The following is a 19482-nucleotide window of genomic DNA, read 5'->3' on the forward strand; positions in this document are numbered from 1 at the left end:
GCGTAGCCGTAACGCATCAAAGTCTTATCATGCATGGGTTACACTGCGCTAACCCATCCTACAAAGGTTTTATATTTAATTGCACCTTCCTACTTATTCATTGGGTACAAGATAAAACTAATTACCCAGAACTAACAACATCCGCTCCTCAATTCCTTCCCAGGTTGTGGGCGATAGCCGCACAGATGCTTGTTTACATTGGATGAGTAGTTTATTGGCATAGAGATAATTTTCCAGTGCTTTGGACTCTGACTTAGATAAATTAATTATGTCTGGGCTGAGATTAAAAGCATTGAGTAAAGTTTGTTGGAGGTGCTGAAGAAATTCTTGGCGCACTTTCTGCGGTTGTTTCTCATCGGGAATTTTAGTTTTCAGTTTGTTGAGTGAGTCAATTAGCTTAGTAAAATTAACGTTATTGAAGATTGTTAATTCTTCAAGTTGACGAATGTACTTAATAGCGTAGGCGATGGCGTCGGCGTTGGCGTCGGCGTTGGCGATGGCTTCGGCGTTGGCGATGGCTTCGGCGTAGGCGATGGCTTTGGCGTAGGCGTTGGCGTTGGCGATGGCTTTGGCGTAGGCGTTGGCGTTGGCGATGGCTTCGGCGTCGGCGATGGCTTCGGCGTAGGCGTAGGCGATGGCTTCGGCGTCGGCGTAGGCGTTGGCGTTGGCGTTGGCGATGGCGATGGCGATGGCGTAGGCGTTGGCGTTGGCGTTGGCGTTGGCGTAGGCGTTGGCGATCGCATAACCGATCGCAACTGCACGTTTCCCTACAGATTTAAAATCCCCAGTAGATCCAGTTGTTGCCTGTTCTGCCCAGTTTAATAAAGCTTGCAACTTCGGTGTATTAATGTACTTTTGCGCTTCTTTTTCCATCCGCAACAACAAATCATCTGCACCACCCCGCATTAAACCAGCAACAAGTAAAAACACTTCCTTCCAACGTTTATCTATCAAATGTTTAGTAACTAATTTCTCAACTAGGCGATGGTCATCAATATATTGTGCTGTTAAATATTCCTGTAATGTTAAATGAGAAAAAGAAAATATATCCTCTGCTCGTTCTACCAAAATTCCTTGTTGCACAGCAATAGCATTCAAAACTGCTTCACCATCTAAATGCTGAGGTGCATTCAAATTACTTGCTAAAAATTCTTTGATTTTATCAACAATATCACGCCCAGGAAAGAATAATCTGTCAGCCTCAAAACCTGTATAGGCAATCTCTGATAGTAAGATTTCTTCTAGTTCTGTGTGCAGACCTTGATAAATTTCATCTCGAAGAATTTTCTTTTCTGATGCCCATTCTTCAAGTAATATCCGCAAAGCTTTTTTGTAAAGCACACTGCGATTATTAGGAAAGTTTTGGGAACGGTCATATACTAAACACAGAAATGTCAGCAATAAAGGTGTATGGGCTAACTCTTTAGCAGCGTTATTTTCTGGCTTTTGTAGTAACTCCCAACATTTGTCACCTGTCTGAGCTTCTTTATCTGTTTCTGAATGAAACCAATTCTGAATGAATTGCTGAATTTGGTTATCATCAAAATCTGCCATTGTGACATCACTAAAGCGGCGAAAACTACTGCGATAAGCCGCAATGCGACAGGATGCAATAAAGCGATTTTTTTTGTAAGTCTCAACAAAATCTTCAATGTGACTAATGACATTGGTTAATTTTTTTGTTGGCACTTCATCCAAACCATCCAACAAAATTAGTAACTTGCCTTCCTTTAAGGCTTGAGTTGTAAATTCTTCGGGTTGAGGAACTTCACAATTACTAAATTCTTTGACAATAAAATTTTCTATATTGATATCTCTATGTTGAAATCTTTTCAACTCTATAAATACAGGGATACAGTCGTGCTTAAATCCTCCATCTTGACCTTTGAGTGCTTCTAATCCCATCTTTCGCAAAAACGTAGATTTACCAGCACCAGGGGCACCAAGCACCATCAGATATTGTTTTTTATTAGCAACTATAATTCCCTCTTGTTTACCTTTATCTTGAGATTTAAACCTGCGCCTACTACCTTGGCGATAAAATTGTTCTAAATTTTCGATAGATTCAAAACTACGGATGGCTTCATTACCTAAAAATTTAACTCCTGTATAAACCCATTCCAGCTTTATAGGTTCACGCATTCCTAAAACTTTAAGAGTGCCGTTTCGGTTTTCATAATAAGGTTTAACCTTTTCGCGTACCTCTGGCACCAAGACTTCTATTTTTATTTCTTTTTCTGGGTTATCAGATTGGCTAACTGATAAGGTTAGTGGTACAGAATTTTCTTTAGACTTGTGCAAGCTGCGTTGATAGCGTTCTAATGCTTCTCGGAAATTACTTTTACTGACTTTTTCACCCAATGCATCTGTAAGAAGTTTCCATAATTTGTTGCCTTCGTTTTTAACGTGTTGAGAATCATAACCGATAGCTTTAGCTATTTCGTCATAGGTTTTATTGTCCCAACATTCCCGAAGTATACGCTTTCGTGTATCAGCTAAGTACTTACCTGTCTTAGTAAATACCACTTCATCAGCTAACTCTAGGACTTCTTCTAAATTCATTGGTCAGTTAAGTAAATATTTTTGCAGCTAAAAACTTTGGCGTTGCAGATTCATAAGATGATTTAGCTTAATTTTGAATGAAATACTAATAGTTTCAAAGCTAATTTGTAAAGTAAAATGCTTACTTTGTAAGGGTTTCAGGAATTTGAGCTAATACAGAAGTTTTTCGCTGAAACTTATACCTGGTAATGAGTTGAGCCTCCTTAAGATTTTCGGCGTTGCATAATCGCGGTATGAATCATTGAGGAATCGGAACATCCCAAAATCGGAGATAATAAAGTAACAATCGAATTGAATACCTCAGCATTTGTACTGATTTGGAATAACATAGCGTTTTACGATGCAATCGAGCGAGATAGTGGCGCAGTCGGGTGTTTTCCCCCTCAACTCGTGTCATGTAAGTCTTGCTAACAATCTGGTCGCCTTCAGGAATAAAGCCTGGATAGACCAACCATCCATCCGTGACATAAAAATAGCATTGCCAAGTACCCACAATATCCCATAACGGTCGAAAAGTCTCGGCGCTATGGTCGCCCAAAACCCACGCTAAAATACCTTGTTTGAAGTGATTTACTGCTGTCCAAAGCCAGATTTTGTTTTTTTTGAGCCGACGAAAGTTTCTAGCTCATCAAGTTCGCCAACTTCTGGAATTGTCTCTGGATCATAGGTCTCAGGTAGCAGTTCTCCCACAAGTTTTACCCAAGTAATCAATGTTGTGTGATGAACGCCTTTGACCCGTTCGATGGCGCGAAATCCCATACCATTAACGTACATTTTTAGGCATTCCCGCTTCACTTCATCACTGTATCCCTGGGGCGGTTCATAGCGATCAATGAATTGGCGATTACAATCACAACAAATGTGATTTTGTTTACCTCTTTTCTTGCCATTTTTACGGGTGTGAGACGACCCACAACGTGGACATTCCATCAAGTTACACCTCAATTCATACTGCCATTATGCAACGCCAGATTTTCTTTACGAATCATCTCTCAGCCTCTAGTTCATCCCGCATTTATATAATGCCAAAACTTTTTCGGTAATTATAACTGACTTTTTCGTAATTTTGGCTGACTTTATAGTAACGACAAGGGTTTGAGGGTTTTGGCAGAATGATGACATCCTGATTGCAGGAAAAAGCCTGGAGTCACCCAGGCGAAGTTCAATTATATTCACTCCCATCATACCCATGAACACTAACAAAACTAAAAAGTCTGGAAGTTCCAACGAGGTTTTCAAGTTTGACCATCTATTCTCTCGCCTATCAAAATGGACAGCTTATGGGATTGGCTTATATGCTGCTTTTACTCTTACGGTGCAGCAAAACCCGCAAGGTGTTCACTTGATACCTTTGGCTGAAATTTTTGTTCAAGCTGCCAAAATAGAGGTAGTGGAGCAAAAGAAAAATGGTCAACCTGGCGATCGCCCAAATCACTCAAACAAAAAGCAGTAACTAGCTCATAAAAAACTGAGAGTCACTTGATATCAGGTGACTTTTTTGAACCACATCAAGCCGCCCAATTCCTACACAATCACTCTGCTTGTTGTAGAACCGTCACCGTCGCTTTCTCCTGCTTATCTGGTGAATAACCATATTTCCGCAGCAGGCGTTTAACTAACCTCCACAGATTCGCTTTGACACTTTCTTTCACAGTTCAGCCAATGGTGACATTGTTGGGGATAGTTTGCACTAAATCACGGGCGATCGCCTGAAGTATTTTATATTTTATCCCTCTGGAAAATGACAAAAATGCCCATTTTAGACAAATTTTGCCCAAAAATCAGCTAAATGTATTGACAAAAGATAATGGTTATCAGTTAACCTAGACAAGGTTAAGAGAATCTAAAGTCCTATTGGGTATGTCCGGACTGTCAATCAGGTACTATCTGCCAAGGTGCTTATTATTGTGCTGCAAAATCGAAAAATTAAACAGCTTCCAGTAATTCTACAGCCGCTACTGGTTCAGGATTGCGATTGTGATTTGCAAAGGAATCAGCAATTAAATGTAATACTTCAGCTTTTTGTTCTGGGGGCGCTTGAGCAATAAGCGATCGCAAATCAACCTTATTTGTATCGACTTCTGCTAGTTGAAATAACAGGTAATTTCTAGCATCAGTTGGTAACCCCGCTAGTATCTTTTCTAGGCTATCGGAATAAATTCTCTGATTCCCTCGCCTAAACCCACTAATCATTTGCTGAGAAACTCCAGTCTTCTCAGATAGCCATTTCGCACTAATGCTGAACTTGTCGAGGGTTTTATCCAAAGCCTGTGAAAAATTCATCGGTTAATTATGTCTTGACTGAATTTTGTAGTATGATATTTAGTTATGACTGAATCATGAATAGAGAATTTACCTACCATTGCTTACTAGTGTAATCCCATTAAATCAGTGATGGAGATAAAAGTTTGGTAATATGCGAACTTTTTTATAAATTCTCAAATAAGAAAGTTTCACTCCGGTTTTCGTAAACCGAAGCGAACAAAAAGTTTTGTTAATTAATCTTAGTTACTGCATTATGACGCAAAGCACTACCAAAGTTCAAGAGAAATTTTACCCATCACAGCATGAGGAACGGTTGAGGACACATCAGGAGTTGAGGATAACCCAAGTCACCTGCTCTGAGTTTGAGATTAACTCAACTTTCTTTGAGGTGCAACTATGAATCAACTTAAAAAGGACAAAGCACCTCTGTTTTACCAGTTAACAAATGAAGAATGGGTAGAAACTGTGAAGGATTTAACTGGGGCTGAAATCAAAGTCCTTTACTATCTGCGCTCTTTAGACCCTTTTGGCGATCGTGAGCTTGATTGCAGTGTTACTCAGATAGCAATAAAGCTAGGACTGTCTAAGGGAGCGGTTTCCAAAGCACTAAAAAGACTAGACCAAATGGGTCTTATTGCAGTGGAATTAGTGCGGGTCAAGGTTCGGATTAAAACGGGCAACAATAACGTTACAGAGTTTCCCAAAGAAAACAGTGTTTCCTATAGGAAACGTAAATTGCCTATAGGAAACGATAGTTTACCAGAGGAAACAGAGGTTTCTTATAGTGAACAGCCGTTGCCTATAAGAAACAACCAAGAGCCAGAAGTTTTGCCAGATGAGGATTTCAGCACCTCTAAGACTATTAAGACTTATTCAGACTTTATAAAGACTCTCTCAGAAGAGGAGCGAGCGAAGTTTTTGGAATTTTGTCAGGAGAAAACAAAGAATCTCAGTCAGGAAGTGAATGACATTGAGGCATGGTTAGCACATAAGAATAAAGCTGGAGCAAATAGGTGGGAGGTTTATTACGAAAAATTTGTGTTGGCTTCTCAACAAAAGAAAAATCAGTCAGAGCAGGAGAAAAACGAATTAGATAAGAGAGAAAGTGCTAGAAGACAATTTGCAGAATGGCAGCGAGAATTGGAAGAAAGCCGTTTGCGTGGTAGAAAGTCTGGTCAGGAGCAAGCCCAAAATCAATCATCAGGAGGTGAAACATGACAGACAATTTACCTCCACAGAATATTGAAGCGGAAGAAGCTATTTTGGGCGGGATAATGCTCGATCCACAAGCAATTAGCAGAGTGAGTGATCGCTTAGTACCGGAAGCTTTTTATATCAGTGCCCATAAAGATATCTACCAATCAACCCTGCGCCTACATCAACAAGGTAAGCCCACAGATTTACTTTCAGTTACAAGTTGGTTGACAGACCAAGATTTACTTGCCCGAATTGGTGGTAGAAACAAACTTGCATACCTGGTTAACTGTACTGTTTCCGCAGTCAACATCGATGCTTTAGCAGAATTAGTCATGGACAAATATCTGCGACGGCGGTTGATTCGTGTGGGCAATGAAATTGTAGAACTTGCTTATCAGCAAGAAGCGGAACTGCCAACTATTTTAGACCGTTCAGAACAGAAACTATATCAGGTTTCCAACCAAAAGTTTTCTACCAATACCGAACATAACAGTACAATCACTGCTGTGGCATATAGTGATTTAGAAAATACTAACCCCATTTACCCAACTGGATTTTATGACCTAGATGAGCTAATTGTTGGCTTTGAAGGTGGGACATTGACTTTGGTTGCTGGTAGACCATCAATGGGCAAGTCCGCGATCGCCATGAACTTGGCATTGCAAATCATGTTACTTCATAAATTGCCCGTGGCTGTCTTTTCCCTGGAAATGACTAAAAAGCAGTTGGAATATAGGTTGTGGAGGATTCGTGACAAGTTAAGGTTTTTGAGGTTTTGTCAAGAGCAGTATAGAGGGACTCAAAAAGCTGAGAAACTAGTAATAGTGCATCTTTTGGTTCAAAATCATGCCAACCAAAAAACCGAGAAACCCTGACCATGTTCGTCGTCGAAACACCCCACTTGCGGATAATGAAGCAATAAGCGAACACTTAAAAAATTTGCTGAGTCCAGCAATATACGCTCAAAGTGCCTATTATCGAAGCCTTGGATTACGCGACCGTATACTTAATCTGTCATTAATGGTTGCAGCGATGTTAACTGTGATTTGGCGGCAAGTAGCATCAGTACATGAACTAACTCGAATGTTGGAGCAGGAGGAATTGTTATGGGGTAAAGCTGTTAAAGTATCACAGCAGGGGTTGTCACAGAGGTTTCTCAGTTTTCCAGCAGAACTATTTGAACGAGTGTTTCACGATTTGTTACCATTGTTGAAATCGCGTTGGCTTCTTCGCGAAAAACGAACCCTACCAGCAGCAGTCAAATATGCCAAGAAGCATTTTGTGAATATATGGATTGCGGACGGGTCAACACTCGAAGCTTTATTTCGTAAATTAGATAGTTTAAAAGATGTTCCACAAGGTAAGTTAGCCGGCAAAATATGTACAGTGATTGATTTGTTAACACGATTACCCGTACAAGTTTGGTTTCATACTAATCCCTTAGCACATGATACTAATTTTCTCGATGATTTAATTAATATTGCTAGTGCTAAAACCTTGCTAGTTCTCGACCGTGGCTTTTATGATTTTGGTTTTTTCTTGCGCTTGATTGCCAAACAGGTTGATTTTATTACTCGCATCAAATCAAATGCAGTATTTGATGTTGAGCGAATTTTCAGCTACGACTACACACTTCGAGACCGGATAATTTCCTTCAACACAGAGGATAAACACCAAAAAATATTACGTTTACGTCTCATTGAAGTCAAGCAAGGCAAGACTTGGTATGCCTATGTTACTTCAGTTTTAGATCCTCAAATTCTTCCACCTTATGTCGTTGCCGATCTTTATGCGAAACGATGGAGAATCGAAGAGGCATTTAATACTGCCAAACGCTTGCTGGGGTTAAGTTATCTCTGGACAGGTTCTGTCAATGGTGTCAAGCTTCAAGTTTGGGCAACTTGGTTATTTTATGCAGTTTTAATCGACCTTGCAGATGCTGTTGCTGATGAAATAGCCCTCCCGTTTGAACGCATTTCTTTAGAGATGATTTTTCGTGGGCTTTACCATTTTAATCATGCTTATAACAAGGGTCGAGCAACCGATCCAGTTTTATTTTTTGCTGCTCCAGAGAACAAAAACCTTGATGTTGTTAAGACAATACGAAAAGAGCCTCAAACCCTTGACTTATCGCCTTTTCCTTTACCCTTGACAATTCCTGCTTTTCCTTAACTTGTTACTAATCGTTGTGGAGTTTAATTAGTAATTTTGGACAGTACTTTGGTTGTAACTTAAATTCCTTTAGAAGCGATCGCATTCGTAGACATCGAGCCGGACTAGAACCTTTAGCTAGTTGGGAATTTGAGAACATAGCAAAAATTGTTGGTATTGCTTCAGAACTGCCACTGTACATCAATGATGACCGGGGTATCACTGTATCTGGAATTGCTTCTGAATGCCGCCAAATTTTGGCTCGTGAGGGCAAGTTAGGGCTAGTTGTAGTAGATTATCTGCAATTGATGGCAGAGGACAATGGAGGCAATCGGAGTTACGAATTAGGGGATGTTGCCAGGGGATTATACAAGATGGCAGGGGAACTTGATGTTCCGGTATTGGCACTTTCGCAAATCTCCAGGGGAGTTGAGGGTAGGCAAAATAAGCGTCCGATGATGAGCGACCTCAGCCAATCGGGAATCCTAGAAATGGTTGCAGACAACATCATTTTGGCTTACCGGGATGAGTACTACAACTCAGATACCGTTGACCGGGGATTGTTAGAGCTAATTATAGCGAAAGCAAGACATAGCGCAACTGGTACAGCCTCGGTACTGTTCGATAAATCCTACGGAATTATCAAAAACTTGCAGCGATGAGATGAACTCAGATACTTTTGATGCCTCCAAGATTGGTTTAGACAAATGCAATTACTACGACACCTATGCTTATTTAGTGGCATCTGAGCATTTACCGTGGCTGCAAAGCAAACTGGGGGAATACAGACAACTCAACTTGTGGAAATCAATCCCAACGCCCAAAGAGTCCTCAAATACCATTTCCCAGATATTCCCATCCACTCAGACATCCGAGACTATTATCCCCAACCAGGAGAATTTGAACTCATCACCTTGGGTTTCCCCTTCTTTTTTACTACCCCAACTCACATAAGCCGTTTAGTATAAAGAATAACTGATTATTACTAAAAAACTGTATAGTAGATGCTGCTAGAGGATTTGACCAAGGGAGCAACAGTTAAAGGCATATTGCCCAACCAGGTGGTTACAGTTGTTGACGTAAAATGGTTTGGCTCTGATGTCGTTGAATTAACATACAAGGACGCTGGCGGTCGTCCAGGGAACGAACTGCTGTATCACTGCTCGACTAGGGTTAAGAGGCAATCGCGCAAGTGGCATCATTTGTAAGGGTTTCAGGTGTGTTTACGTTTCTTAATATAGTTGGGTTTATTCTCACCGACTTACTTATCCTGAAATTATCTACTCCTGTTTTTGTCTCACCACTTTTATTTACCAGTATATTTACCGCTTCTTTACTGCGGATAATTGGCTGTATTTTTAGGTTAGGTTATTTGGCTCAATCTTAGTAAGTAGAACGGCTTAAATAATTCACGCTATGTCATTGCGAATGAAACGTTCGCGTAGCGTGTCGCTTTGCGACTCAGTGGAATGTTCGCGTAGCGTGCCGTAGGCTCTAGCAATCGCAACGGTTTTGACGATTTTACAATCTGTTACATAGTTAGGTTTATTCTCACCGACTTACTTAACTACTTTTTGGTACAGTGATGCTTTGTTAATTGCTCTTCATCTTTATGTTCCAGATATCGCTCCCCCAATCGCTACATCCAGACTTACCCCTTACGGCTCTTGCTCCAATGCAGGATGTGACAAACCTCTGGTTCATGAAGGTCATCGCCCACTATGGTAGTCCTGACTACTTCTTCACCGAGTATTTCCGTGTGCATGATACTTCACGGCTCAATCGTAGCATTTTGGCAGCAATCACCGAAAACGATACGGGGCGACCTGTTTTTGCTCAAATGATTGGCGAAAGCATTCCCGACTTGGTAAGAACAGCACGGGAACTCTGTCGCTATGACATAGCTGGAGTTGACTTGAATATGGGTTGTCCAGCACCTAGAATCTATCGCAAAAATGTTGGGGGTGGATTACTGCGAGAACCTGAAAAAGTGGATCGGATTTTAGGAGAACTACGTTCTACAGTGAACGATCGACCTTTGACCGTCAAGATGCGCGTAGGTTTTGAAAATACAGATAACTTTTACGAAATTTTAGATATCATCAATTGCCACAGCATTGATTTACTAAGTTTGCATGGTCGCACGGTGAAAGATATGTATCACGGAGAAGTGAAGTATAATTTGATTGCTGAAGCGGTCAGGCGGGTTGATTGTCCAGTTCTTGCCAATGGCAATATCAACTCTGCCACAATAGCCAAACAAGTGCTTTCTCAAACGGGCGCGGCGGGTGTGATGGTAGGACGTTGGGCGATTGGGAATCCTTGGATTTTTAATCAAATTCGGCAGGCTTTGCGAGGAGAAGCGATCGCACCCGTTCCTTTAGTAGAGGTACGCAACTATATTGATCGTTTATGGCAAACCCCTAATTTGGAAACTATACCAATGAGTTCACGTGTTGGCTACCTGAAAATGTTCCTCAATTACATTGCGGTCTTGGTTGACGCTGAAGGTGATTTTCTGCGGTTGATGCGAAAGACACAAACCGAGGTTGAGTTGCTTAACTTGTGCGATCGCATCCTCCTTGCCGATAGTAACGAAAACTTAGCCAATTCAACTGACTCAAGCTTATAACTCACCGTTCGCCCATTTGAAATCGAGTTAGAAGAAAGCTGAGCGATTGAATCAGGGTTATACGCTTTAATTCAAATGTACTATCGTCCCATTTTTATGTGATAAACCTACGGTCAGCGAAGCTATCGCATGAGTATATTTCATATCATGTTCGGGTAATTAGTTACGATATAAAGTTTGCAGAGTTGTTATATTCCAAAATATCAGCGTTATTTTTATCGTAAGTGTTCAAGCGAACATGATATCAAACATCTGTATGTTTAAACGTCTAGGTTGAAGGCGATAAACCTACGGTCAGCGAAGCATTGCCAGCCTTGATATGCAATATTGTTTTCAAATAACACTACCCCTATCTAAATACTGTTAGCGAAGTTGTATTTGCCTCCGCGCTCAAGCGCACGTTTGTAAGCAGGTCGTGCATGGATGCGCTCAAGAAATCCCTTAATCTTTGGTCGGTTATCTACCTCAGTAGCATTTGTGGCAAGCATTTCCAAGGGAAAGCTCATTTGAATATCGGCGGCGGTGAATTCCTCACTCACGAACCATGTATTATTGCTGAGTTCGCTTTCGATGTAATCAAAATGAAGCTGAATCTGGGGTGCTATGAATGCGCTCATTGCGTCACTATCTCCTATGCCAAAATTCTCGAAGATAAGCTTGAGTAGCAGTGGTGGCATTGCCGAACCTTCAGCATAGTGCAGCCAATAAGTATAGCGCAGATGTTCTGGTATACTGGGTGCTGGTATTAACCGACCGTTGCCGTAGGTATTCACTAAGTATTCTACAATAGCACCTGACTCGGCAATTGTAAGGTCTGCATCTGTAATTACAGGTGACTTACCGAGTGGATGAACTTGACGCAGCGATGCTGGTGCTAACATCGTTTTTGGATCTCGTTCGTAGTATTTCAGTTCGTACTCAATACCTAATTCTTCAAGTAGCCATAGCACGCGCTGCGATCGCGAGTTGTTGAGATGATGGACAACGATCATAAAATGTTTTCCTAGAAGTAAATTCTTTGTGACTTTTTAATCTCTCGACTAATTTTCAACTAATTTAGCTGATATCCTATCCCTCTGAAGGCTGGAATGTAAGTGATTACAGGGCTTAATCTCCAGTTGTAAATGCCAAATCTATCGGCTACGTGTTCCCCATAGGTCAATGTAAGTGATTACAGGGCTTAATCTCCAGTTGTAAATACTCAAACCCGCAAATTATTAGACTTGTTGCAAAAGTCGAAAAGTTGTGGATATCATTCTGTATCTTGCGGCTTAAGTAGGTCGGTGTGAAAATTTCAATGTATGTCATTGTGAATTAAACGTAAGCTTCGCTATACTGCGTAAACGCGTAGCGTGTCGCTTTGCGACTCAGTGAAATGAAGCAACCGCAACGGTTTTGTCAACTTTACATTCTGTTACATAGTTAGGTTTATTTTCATCGACTTACTTACTGTAGGGTATACAACGCAGTGTACAAAGAATCTCAAGAGATATTTCCTTTCGCTCAACATGAAATTTCAAGCATTTCTGCAAGAAGTCTATTGATGCGATCGCACCGTGAGCTTGCTTTGTTTCTAGAATTGTTTCTTGCATTAACGAACTGAGTATGGGAACAAGACCAGCGATCGCGTCAGCTAAGCGTAGCTTTATCGCATTCCTTACCCTCGGTGCTACCCGTAAATTTCAGCTGCGTCCAAACAACGCCGGGAAACCCACAGATTTTTGGTTAGAACATGGCAGTTTATTGCTAATGCAGGGATACCAAGAAGGTTGGGTACACCAAGTACCGAAAACCTCAAAACTTATAGGTGAGCGTATTAACCTGACTTTTCGCCCCCACGTTAATGGCAAAACTAAAGACTATGATTAAATAGCACTGTTATGCTAATAATTCACCAAATGTCCGCGATACAAAAGCTACTAGAGGAAAAAAACTGGAATATCTCACAGCTTGCTGTAGCCTATGGAAAAGCTGAATCTCCAGGGATTTCCGATGAGGAAGCTATAAAAAAATATGGCTCAATCATGAGAAAAGTAGTAAAAAATCCAGAGGATACCAAACACAAAATCGTTCAGAAGGTGGTAGAAATCCTCGGTGGTAGGCTAGTGGTAAAAATTGATAGAACAGATGAACTACCACTCTAGGTAAATCGTCTAATTTCCAATATTCCACTTCCCCGGTTGTTTCATCTAAATTGTCACAAAAACTATAAACTCATGGTATTCAAAATCGGATTTTTTGTAAACCTTAAGTGTACAATAATGAGTATAAATAGTAAGGATAAGCTGATGATTTCCTTAAAGTATGTAGACAAGCTGAAATGGAGTCCGGAGCTAGGTAAGCGCCTACAGGAATTACGTGGTGATATAAGTATGCGAGCCTTAGCAGAAAAGGTTAGTAGCCTTGGCTTGAACTGTAGTCATCAATATATCTATAAACTAGAAGATGGCAGAGCTGAAGCAGTTAGTACTGATATCATTGTGGCAATATGCAAGGTACTAGGAACCGATTTTAAAGTTCTTTTCCCATCGGCATACTTAGATATTTCTCATCTTTTAGCCCAAGATTGCATCTAAAGTGCCTACTTTTGGTTGTCAAAAAGTAACAAAAACCCCGCCCTGTTGAAGAGGTGCGGGGAAGTAAATCTTATTAATACCTTAATCATGACACATCTACCACTTCCTGAGCGAACCGATAGCCAAAAAGTTGTCGGAGGATTTTACCCTTTACAAAAACAAGAGCTAATTGCTCTAAGACAAGCCAAACTGATTAACAATGTGGCTTACGTTCATTTAGCTCTGCGCTACGAGAATCCATTCTGCGATCGCCCGATTGAAATTGTCGCCAAGGAATTTGCCCTGCGGTGGTTGCTTCCAGAAAGCAGTCTCTACGAAGCACTAGGTAAACTCAGAAAACTAGAAGCCATTATTGTTAAGGCTGGTAAACTGTTAGTTCAATGGGCGCATTCTCAACAAGAGTCTGATTCTGAGAATCCAGAATTGATTACGGAATCCCAGAATGAATTACAAGATGTCATAACAGATTCTGAAATTCCAGAAAATCAGTGCCCGAAACCTTTGCTAGAAAAGGATTTCATCTCCCCTCAGACTATTCAAACTATTCAAACCAACAAGACCAGGGCAGTAAGTGAAAAAAATGCCGAGGAAACTGCACCAACTGATGTCACTCCTAAGTTACCATCACCACAACAAACTCAAACTTCCGCCCAAAAGGATGACTTTCAAATTCCCCAGGATTTACAAGGGAAATTACAACAATTAAATATACCCCTAGATACAAGGGTCAGAACCGCTTTGAGCAACCATGACCTTTCCCAAGCCTATGGAGCATTAGCACACATCGAGCGTACCTGGGAAACTATCAATAATCCACGTAGCATATTCCTATTCCAAATCAGTAGACAACCAGTGGAACCCATGGGAACAAGACTGCCTGTCAAAACCGCAGCAGATTGGCAATGGGACTTGGAATATATCAAACGAATGTACCCAACTACCTGGCAAGAAGCTGCTGCCTATTTTGGGGTAGAGGTATTTCCATGAGCGGACTATTCGATGACCAACCGAATAATCAGTTGATGCCATCTGATACTCTATCAGTCGAAGTCGTTCAACCCGAACAACAAACTCTTGAAGAACAGCGCGAGCCTCTTTCACAAGAGGAACTTCACTTACGCCTACACCTGGAGCGCAAAGTAGAACGGGCATTCTATGAAGCTGGTAAGGCTTTGCAGTCATTGAGGGATAGGCGATTGTACCGTTCTACACATAAGAACTTTGAGGAATACTGCCGTGATAGATTTGGGTTTGAGCGTCGCCATCCTTACAGGTTAATTGACGCTGCGGATGTTGTTGATAACCTTGCTCAAATGTGTCCCAATGGTTTACAAATCTTACCCACCAGTGATACCAATTCGTAATTCGTAATTCGTAATTAAGAAAGTCTTATCTGGTCAGACTTTCAGGGTTTGTATCTGTTTCACTATTTTCGTGAAATGGTATGAGCGCCAAGTTAGACCCCTCACTAAACTAGAACCTGAACAACAGCGAGAAGTTTGGCAACAGGCAGTGACCGCAGCTGGTGGTAAATTACCTTCAGGTCGCATTGTTCAAGATATTGTGCAGCGCATCATAGAACGTACCAGAGCGCCTAATCCTTACCATCTGGGAGAAATATGCTTGATTCAGCCAAAGGATAACCCAGAGTTGCGAGGGAAAAGCGGCTGCTGGGGTGTGATTACTTATGTGGGATAGTACGTTTGTGCTATACAGTGTGGGGATGGTCACTATACAGCAAAAGTCGAGCATTTGAAATCACTGGAATTACTGGAGGAAGATTGCAAATTCATGGAGCAGTTGTGTATGCGACTGCGGCGGTTACATGAAGTGGCTGGACGTGATGAAGCAGTGGATTGGCTGTTGCAGGGTTTGGGGAAGCAAGCCAAGCCATATCTGTCTTCGTTGCAAGCAAAATTGTTGGCGGTAGTGGAACGGGAGTACAAACTTGAACCCAAGCACAATATGTAGATACTCAAGTATCCAAGTATTCGGTAGAGGTATGCAAACAAGCTATATGCCAACCAGCGATCGCCTTTGGCACTGCACAGAGTGTGATAGCACTCGCCTACGCCCAAGCGAGCGCTATAGGGTTAAATCACTAAATTATATTTTTCTTAGTCTAGGAATCCAGTTGAGAAAGTGATCCATACTCCGTTCTGCCAAAGCAGCAATAGTCAGCGAGGGATTTGAGCAGGCTGTTGAACCGGGAATAAATGAACCATCAACAATAAACAAGTTAGGATAACCAAATACCTGCCCGTGAGTATTGCACACTCGTCCAACTGTTGCACCACCAAGTGGGTGTGCCGTAGAACTGTAGTCAGGTGGTGCAGCAAGACTTGTGCTATTGGCTAGATTGAGACGTTGGTAAGTATACTGGAGAGCCTGAGCGTTTTTTTGACTATCGGCTGAGTTGATAGGCCAGAATAAATCTGATGACTGAGTAGCTGTATTGAAGGTAAGATAGCCCTCCGGTTGAGAAATTCCCTGACCAAGAACAGGAATCAGACCTTGTGGTATGAAAGGAAGTGATTGAAATGGCTCAAGCACCACTGGGGCAATAGGGTTGTCGAGATGCTCTACTGCGATTACACCAGGAGTCCCTAGTGTTGGATTAGTCTCACCAGCATTAATCATTACGGTATTTGAATCGGAATTCGTTCCCCAAAACTTCCCTACGTGATTATTAAGGCGGCGCAAAGTACGGTTGGTTTTAGCACGCAGTAATAGTTCAGTAGTGCCAATCGAACCTGCTGCCAAAAATAAATAGCGACAAACAAAAGATTTTTGGAAAAGCACTTCTCCTTGCTCATTAATTTGATTGCAAACAACCCGGTAACGCCCACGGTCTGATTCCCCAATCATCGTGACTACGTGCAAAGGTCGGATTTCAACGTTACCGGTGGCTTCTGCCATACTTAAATAGTTGCGATCTAAGCTGTTTTTCGCCCCGCTATTTGTACCATAGTAAATTTGACCTGCGATAACGGAAGCCACCTTCTGATTGGAAATTTCCTGACGAACAATGTCCCAATCAAAAGCGATATCAATTTTTCGGGTTTGTAAACCTGCTTTGGCTGCTTGTTCTTGGAGAATACGACTGGCTAAGTAGTATTTGGTTTGTAGAATATCGTCTGGGATGGGAGATGCTTTGAGGATGGAACGCACCCGTGGGTAATAAACTCGATCTAGTTCAGAGTATTTTATAGTGCGGGGAAAAACTTTGTAAAATAGTTCCTCAGTTGGCTGATAGGTTATACCACCATAGACAAGCGAAGTACCCCCCACACCTGCACCTCGATAGGCATTGATACCATTACCTCTTTTGACATCGAGAACACCTGTATATACATCAATAGGGATTTCTGGAACTGGTGGGGGTAAAACCGTAGTGGGACTAAGCCAGGTAGAACGACCATCGGGATTATTTGTTGTAGAGAAAGTATTGCCTGCATCAGTAATTTGCCATCGTCGTCCCCGTTCCAAGACAACTGTTTCAATTCCAGCCTGACCAAGCCGCAATGATGCGACTGCACCGCCAAAACCACTACCAATTACTATCGCCTCAACATACTCGTCAACACCACCAGCCCAAGTGCGCACAGTAGATACACCTATGCTGGCTGCTGCCGCCGCCGATGCCTGAAGAAATCGACGACGATTTAGCATTTGGGACATACTTTATCTCCTATTTTTTGCTTGCCATGTTTGCGAGGTTGTAAATCGTAGGTAGGTAGGTAGTTAGTCAGTGAGTTAGCAGTTTTTGGTATTTACAGCTAGGAATTCTTTAATTCGGGCAATTTTTAGTTGATTTACAACAATCATTGATATGAGTATCAGATTAATAGCTAGTAATCAATAATGCTTATTTCAGTAAAAATGTGGAAATTTTTTGTTAAAGAAAAGGTTAAATTTTGACAGGATTTCATTGCAAGTATCTATGGCACTTCCTCTAAGGATATGTGGCTCTTTAGCTGTCCCTCGTTGATGCTAAACAGTATGGATTTTTCTGCGTCATATCGAGTGTACGCTTGATACTGGGCACTTTGAATATAGTGTCTAAGACAGAATACAGGGCTATCACTGACAGTCATCCCTAAATTTTGCAAACTGCTGTTTTCGCATCTTTCAATGGACTTGTTGCGTAATAAAATAAACGGCTGAAAAGCTTACGACATAAGGGTTTTGTCCGTTTTTGCTCTTGAATCGCTGAACGTCTTGATTCACAAGGGTTTTAGCCACTTTTTTAGCTTAATTCGCAACAAGTCTAATGATGAAGACCATGAACTAGAAAAATATATTGGCTACGATTTGGATGGGGAAATTAGAATTGGACGGGGTGCGACAGGTAATTTATTTGTATTTCGTCGAGCGTAGCTTTGATAAAATTGCCCCAATTTTTTCCAACCTTTCCGAAATCCCCCATGCTTCGGTAGTGGTCTATTTTGTTGTATATTGCTTTGAAAAGAGTAGAAACTAAACGCAATATATGAGTAACATGATTCAACAATTACCTGTAAGATTACTTACATTTACAAGTGCAATAATATTTGGTTATTTTCCTATTTATCCAATACTTGCGGTACCTGTATCTCAAAACAATATACCAAGAGCTTCTACTAACCAGACTAAGCTCAAGCTTTATGGAGGTGCGAAAACACGAACTCCAATGGTGCAATGGTATTTGGAAGAATTAGGTATAAAATATGAATATATCTCTTTAAATATCAGTGCTGGAGAAAATCGTAAACCTGAATATTTAGCTATTAATCCAATGGGTAAAGTTCCTGCAATTTCTGATGGAAACTTGAAGCTATGGGAATCTGGAGCAATTTTGTTATATTTATCTGAAAAATATCAAAAAAAAACGGGTTCCATAGAGGAATATCCTCAAGTTACACAGTGGGTATTTTTTGCTAATGCAACTTTATCTCCTGCTTTATTTACTGAAGAGAAGCGTAAAACTGAAATGCCACGTTTATTAACAGTACTCAATCAAATATTACAAAATAAATCATTTTTAGTAGGAAACAATTTGACCGCAGCAGATATTGGAATTGCTTCATATTTATATTATGCAAAAATTCTTGTCCCTGTAAACTACGATCGGTATCCTGCAATTACTGCCTATTTAAATGCAATGGAAGCAAGACCAGCTTTTAAAAATACTCTTGGACAGAGAAACGCCAATACAAAAAACAAAAACCAGTCATAACGGTTAGGTTTTTATTTTTGGGTGTAAGTAGGTCAGTTTTGAAAAATAAAACTATTTTACATAATAGACTTGTTGCATAATAAAATTTGAAACGACTGAAAAGCTTACAGTATAAGGCTTACAACCGTTTATAGCTCTAAATCGCTGAACACCTTGATTCGCAAGGGTTTTAGCCACTTTTTTGGCTTAATTCGCAACAAGTCTAATATAAATCAGGCAAATGGCTGACGAATAGGATATTACAGCATTCTTTACAAAACTCAACTTGGTGCCACTGTCTGAGTCTGATCTCCTGCCAAACTACTTGTAGCTGTCGCCTGCTCTCCCTCAATCTTTACTGGTCCTGTCGCCTCCGGTATCTGATAACCTTCCATCTTTGCAGTTGCCTGTATGTGGTCGTGTAGACCATCCATATGCATTATCTGCTCGGCATCCAGATAAGCTTTCTTACCTATCTTCCAGGTAGTTATACAAATTCGCAATGCTCCCTACGGTAGAGCTAACGCTAACGCAATTAAAAAATCTAGATTTAGTAATGGTTCGGTAGATTCCATCTGTAGCCTAATTTTAGAGAATTGGTATTATCTGTAGGTACGCCATCCTCTTGTATAACGAGTCGCGCCCAACGTTATATTTTTTTTGTAATTCTAATATAGAAATTTTGGAAAAAAATATCATCTTTTTGTCTGTCGTCCGCCGGACAGATACTACTGTCTGCCGTACTGTCTGCCGTACTGTCTGCCGACTGTCTGGTCATGTCTGGTGTACTGTCGGGTCATGTCGGGTGTGTTGTAGGATGATTGTCTGGTTATGTCTGCCGACTGTCTGGTGTGTTGTAGGATGATTGTCTGGTCATGTCTGCCGACTGTCTGGTGTGTTGT

General features: G+C 41.1%; 19 protein-coding genes and 4 pseudogenes. 16 read left to right on the top strand and 7 right to left on the bottom strand.

What is annotated here, in order from left to right; translation table 11 throughout:
• Window positions 1-117 precede the first annotated feature (117 nt).
• Both IJ00_RS26335 and IJ00_RS27980 read right to left on the bottom strand, forming a co-directional pair.
• The gene (locus IJ00_RS26335) at window positions 118-2562 is read right to left on the bottom strand and encodes an NACHT domain-containing NTPase (protein ID WP_238178551.1); all 2445 of its coding nucleotides are present in this window, start codon (window positions 2560-2562) and stop codon (window positions 118-120) included.
• Window positions 2563-2923: 361 nt separating this feature from the next.
• Window positions 2924-3492: pseudogene (locus tag IJ00_RS27980) on the bottom strand (IS1 family transposase); the annotation flags it as partial.
• Window positions 3493-3751: 259 nt separating this feature from the next.
• On the opposite strand from IJ00_RS27980, the gene IJ00_RS26350 reads away from it, so the two are divergent.
• Window positions 3752-4015 carry a hypothetical protein gene (locus IJ00_RS26350; RefSeq protein ID WP_035159835.1) on the top strand — a complete coding sequence of 88 codons (264 nt, stop codon included), beginning with the start codon at window positions 3752-3754 and terminating at the stop codon, window positions 4013-4015.
• 79 nt (window positions 4016-4094) lie between these two features.
• Here IJ00_RS26350 and IJ00_RS27985 read toward each other — a convergent pair.
• Both IJ00_RS27985 and IJ00_RS26355 read right to left on the bottom strand, forming a co-directional pair.
• Window positions 4095-4277, bottom strand: a pseudogene (locus IJ00_RS27985) (type I restriction enzyme endonuclease domain-containing protein); the annotation flags it as partial.
• Window positions 4278-4488: 211 nt separating this feature from the next.
• The gene (locus IJ00_RS26355) at window positions 4489-4845 is read right to left on the bottom strand and encodes a hypothetical protein (RefSeq protein WP_035159836.1); all 357 of its coding nucleotides are present in this window, start codon (window positions 4843-4845) and stop codon (window positions 4489-4491) included.
• A 378-nt stretch (window positions 4846-5223) separates the two neighbouring features.
• On the opposite strand from IJ00_RS26355, the gene IJ00_RS26360 reads away from it, so the two are divergent.
• The 6 genes and pseudogenes from IJ00_RS26360 (at window position 5224) to IJ00_RS26390 (ending at window position 10807) form a co-directional block, all read left to right on the top strand.
• Window positions 5224-6045 (top strand): helix-turn-helix domain-containing protein, encoded by an 822-nt coding sequence (locus IJ00_RS26360; RefSeq protein WP_035159837.1) that lies wholly within the window; start codon window positions 5224-5226, stop codon window positions 6043-6045.
• A pseudogene (locus IJ00_RS26365) lies at window positions 6042-6773 on the top strand (DnaB-like helicase N-terminal domain-containing protein); the annotation flags it as partial. The gene IJ00_RS26360 and the pseudogene IJ00_RS26365, both read left to right, overlap by 4 nt.
• 97 nt (window positions 6774-6870) lie before the next feature.
• Window positions 6871-8196, top strand: a complete 1326-nt coding sequence (locus IJ00_RS26370) for an IS4 family transposase (protein WP_035152048.1) — start codon at window positions 6871-6873, stop codon at window positions 8194-8196.
• Window positions 8197-8210: 14 nt separating this feature from the next.
• Window positions 8211-8837, top strand: a pseudogene (locus tag IJ00_RS26375) (replicative DNA helicase); the annotation flags it as partial.
• Between the two features lie 96 nt (window positions 8838-8933).
• The gene (locus IJ00_RS26380) at window positions 8934-9143 is read left to right on the top strand and encodes a hypothetical protein (protein WP_035159839.1); all 210 of its coding nucleotides are present in this window, start codon (window positions 8934-8936) and stop codon (window positions 9141-9143) included.
• Window positions 9144-9787: 644 nt separating this feature from the next.
• Window positions 9788-10807: a tRNA-dihydrouridine synthase gene (locus IJ00_RS26390; protein WP_035159841.1), complete on the top strand. Its 1020-nt coding sequence runs from the start codon at window positions 9788-9790 to the stop codon at window positions 10805-10807.
• A 353-nt stretch (window positions 10808-11160) separates the two neighbouring features.
• Here IJ00_RS26390 and IJ00_RS26395 read toward each other — a convergent pair whose 3' ends face one another.
• Window positions 11161-11799: a glutathione S-transferase family protein gene (locus IJ00_RS26395; RefSeq protein WP_035159842.1), complete on the bottom strand. Its 639-nt coding sequence runs from the start codon at window positions 11797-11799 to the stop codon at window positions 11161-11163.
• A 613-nt stretch (window positions 11800-12412) separates the two neighbouring features.
• Here IJ00_RS26395 and IJ00_RS26400 point away from each other — a divergent pair.
• The 7 genes from IJ00_RS26400 (at window position 12413) to IJ00_RS29790 (ending at window position 15354) form a co-directional block, all read left to right on the top strand.
• Window positions 12413-12676 carry an alpha-ketoglutarate-dependent dioxygenase AlkB gene (locus IJ00_RS26400; protein WP_052754565.1) on the top strand — a complete coding sequence of 88 codons (264 nt, stop codon included), beginning with the start codon at window positions 12413-12415 and terminating at the stop codon, window positions 12674-12676.
• 11 nt (window positions 12677-12687) lie between these two features.
• Entirely contained in the window at window positions 12688-12951 is a 264-nt protein-coding gene (locus IJ00_RS26405) for a hypothetical protein (protein ID WP_035159843.1), read from the top strand.
• Between the two features lie 117 nt (window positions 12952-13068).
• Window positions 13069-13383 (top strand): helix-turn-helix transcriptional regulator, encoded by a 315-nt coding sequence (locus IJ00_RS26410; protein ID WP_035159846.1) that lies wholly within the window; start codon window positions 13069-13071, stop codon window positions 13381-13383.
• A gap of 87 nt (window positions 13384-13470) precedes the next feature.
• The gene (locus IJ00_RS27305; RefSeq protein WP_052754566.1) at window positions 13471-14370 is read left to right on the top strand and encodes a hypothetical protein; all 900 of its coding nucleotides are present in this window, start codon (window positions 13471-13473) and stop codon (window positions 14368-14370) included.
• A complete protein-coding gene (locus IJ00_RS27310) occupies window positions 14367-14747 on the top strand; it encodes a hypothetical protein (protein WP_052754567.1) in 381 nt (126 codons plus the stop codon). Before IJ00_RS27305 ends, IJ00_RS27310 begins: the two co-directional genes overlap by 4 nt.
• Before the next feature lie 70 nt (window positions 14748-14817).
• Entirely contained in the window at window positions 14818-15081 is a 264-nt protein-coding gene (locus IJ00_RS29785; RefSeq protein WP_052754568.1) for a TilS substrate-binding domain-containing protein, read from the top strand.
• 108 nt (window positions 15082-15189) lie between these two features.
• A complete protein-coding gene (locus IJ00_RS29790; protein ID WP_238178552.1) occupies window positions 15190-15354 on the top strand; it encodes a hypothetical protein in 165 nt (54 codons plus the stop codon).
• Window positions 15355-15489: 135 nt separating this feature from the next.
• On the opposite strand, the gene IJ00_RS26430 is transcribed toward IJ00_RS29790, so the two are convergent.
• Complete coding sequence (locus IJ00_RS26430; RefSeq protein ID WP_035159848.1) at window positions 15490-17064, bottom strand: GMC oxidoreductase; 1575 nt, start codon at window positions 17062-17064, stop codon at window positions 15490-15492.
• A 507-nt stretch (window positions 17065-17571) separates the two neighbouring features.
• On the opposite strand from IJ00_RS26430, the gene IJ00_RS28570 reads away from it, so the two are divergent.
• A complete protein-coding gene (locus IJ00_RS28570) occupies window positions 17572-17763 on the top strand; it encodes a hypothetical protein (protein WP_144416134.1) in 192 nt (63 codons plus the stop codon).
• A gap of 121 nt (window positions 17764-17884) precedes the next feature.
• On the top strand, window positions 17885-18601 hold the full coding sequence (locus tag IJ00_RS26435; RefSeq protein ID WP_082127476.1) for a glutathione S-transferase family protein: 717 nt from the start codon (window positions 17885-17887) through the stop codon (window positions 18599-18601).
• Window positions 18602-18861: 260 nt separating this feature from the next.
• Here IJ00_RS26435 and IJ00_RS29320 read toward each other — a convergent pair whose 3' ends face one another.
• On the bottom strand, window positions 18862-19014 hold the full coding sequence (locus IJ00_RS29320) for a hypothetical protein (RefSeq protein ID WP_168163543.1): 153 nt from the start codon (window positions 19012-19014) through the stop codon (window positions 18862-18864).
• Window positions 19015-19482 lie beyond the last annotated feature (468 nt).

This window comes from Calothrix sp. 336/3, from assembly GCF_000734895.2.
GTDB lineage: Bacteria > Cyanobacteriota > Cyanobacteriia > Cyanobacteriales > Nostocaceae > 336-3.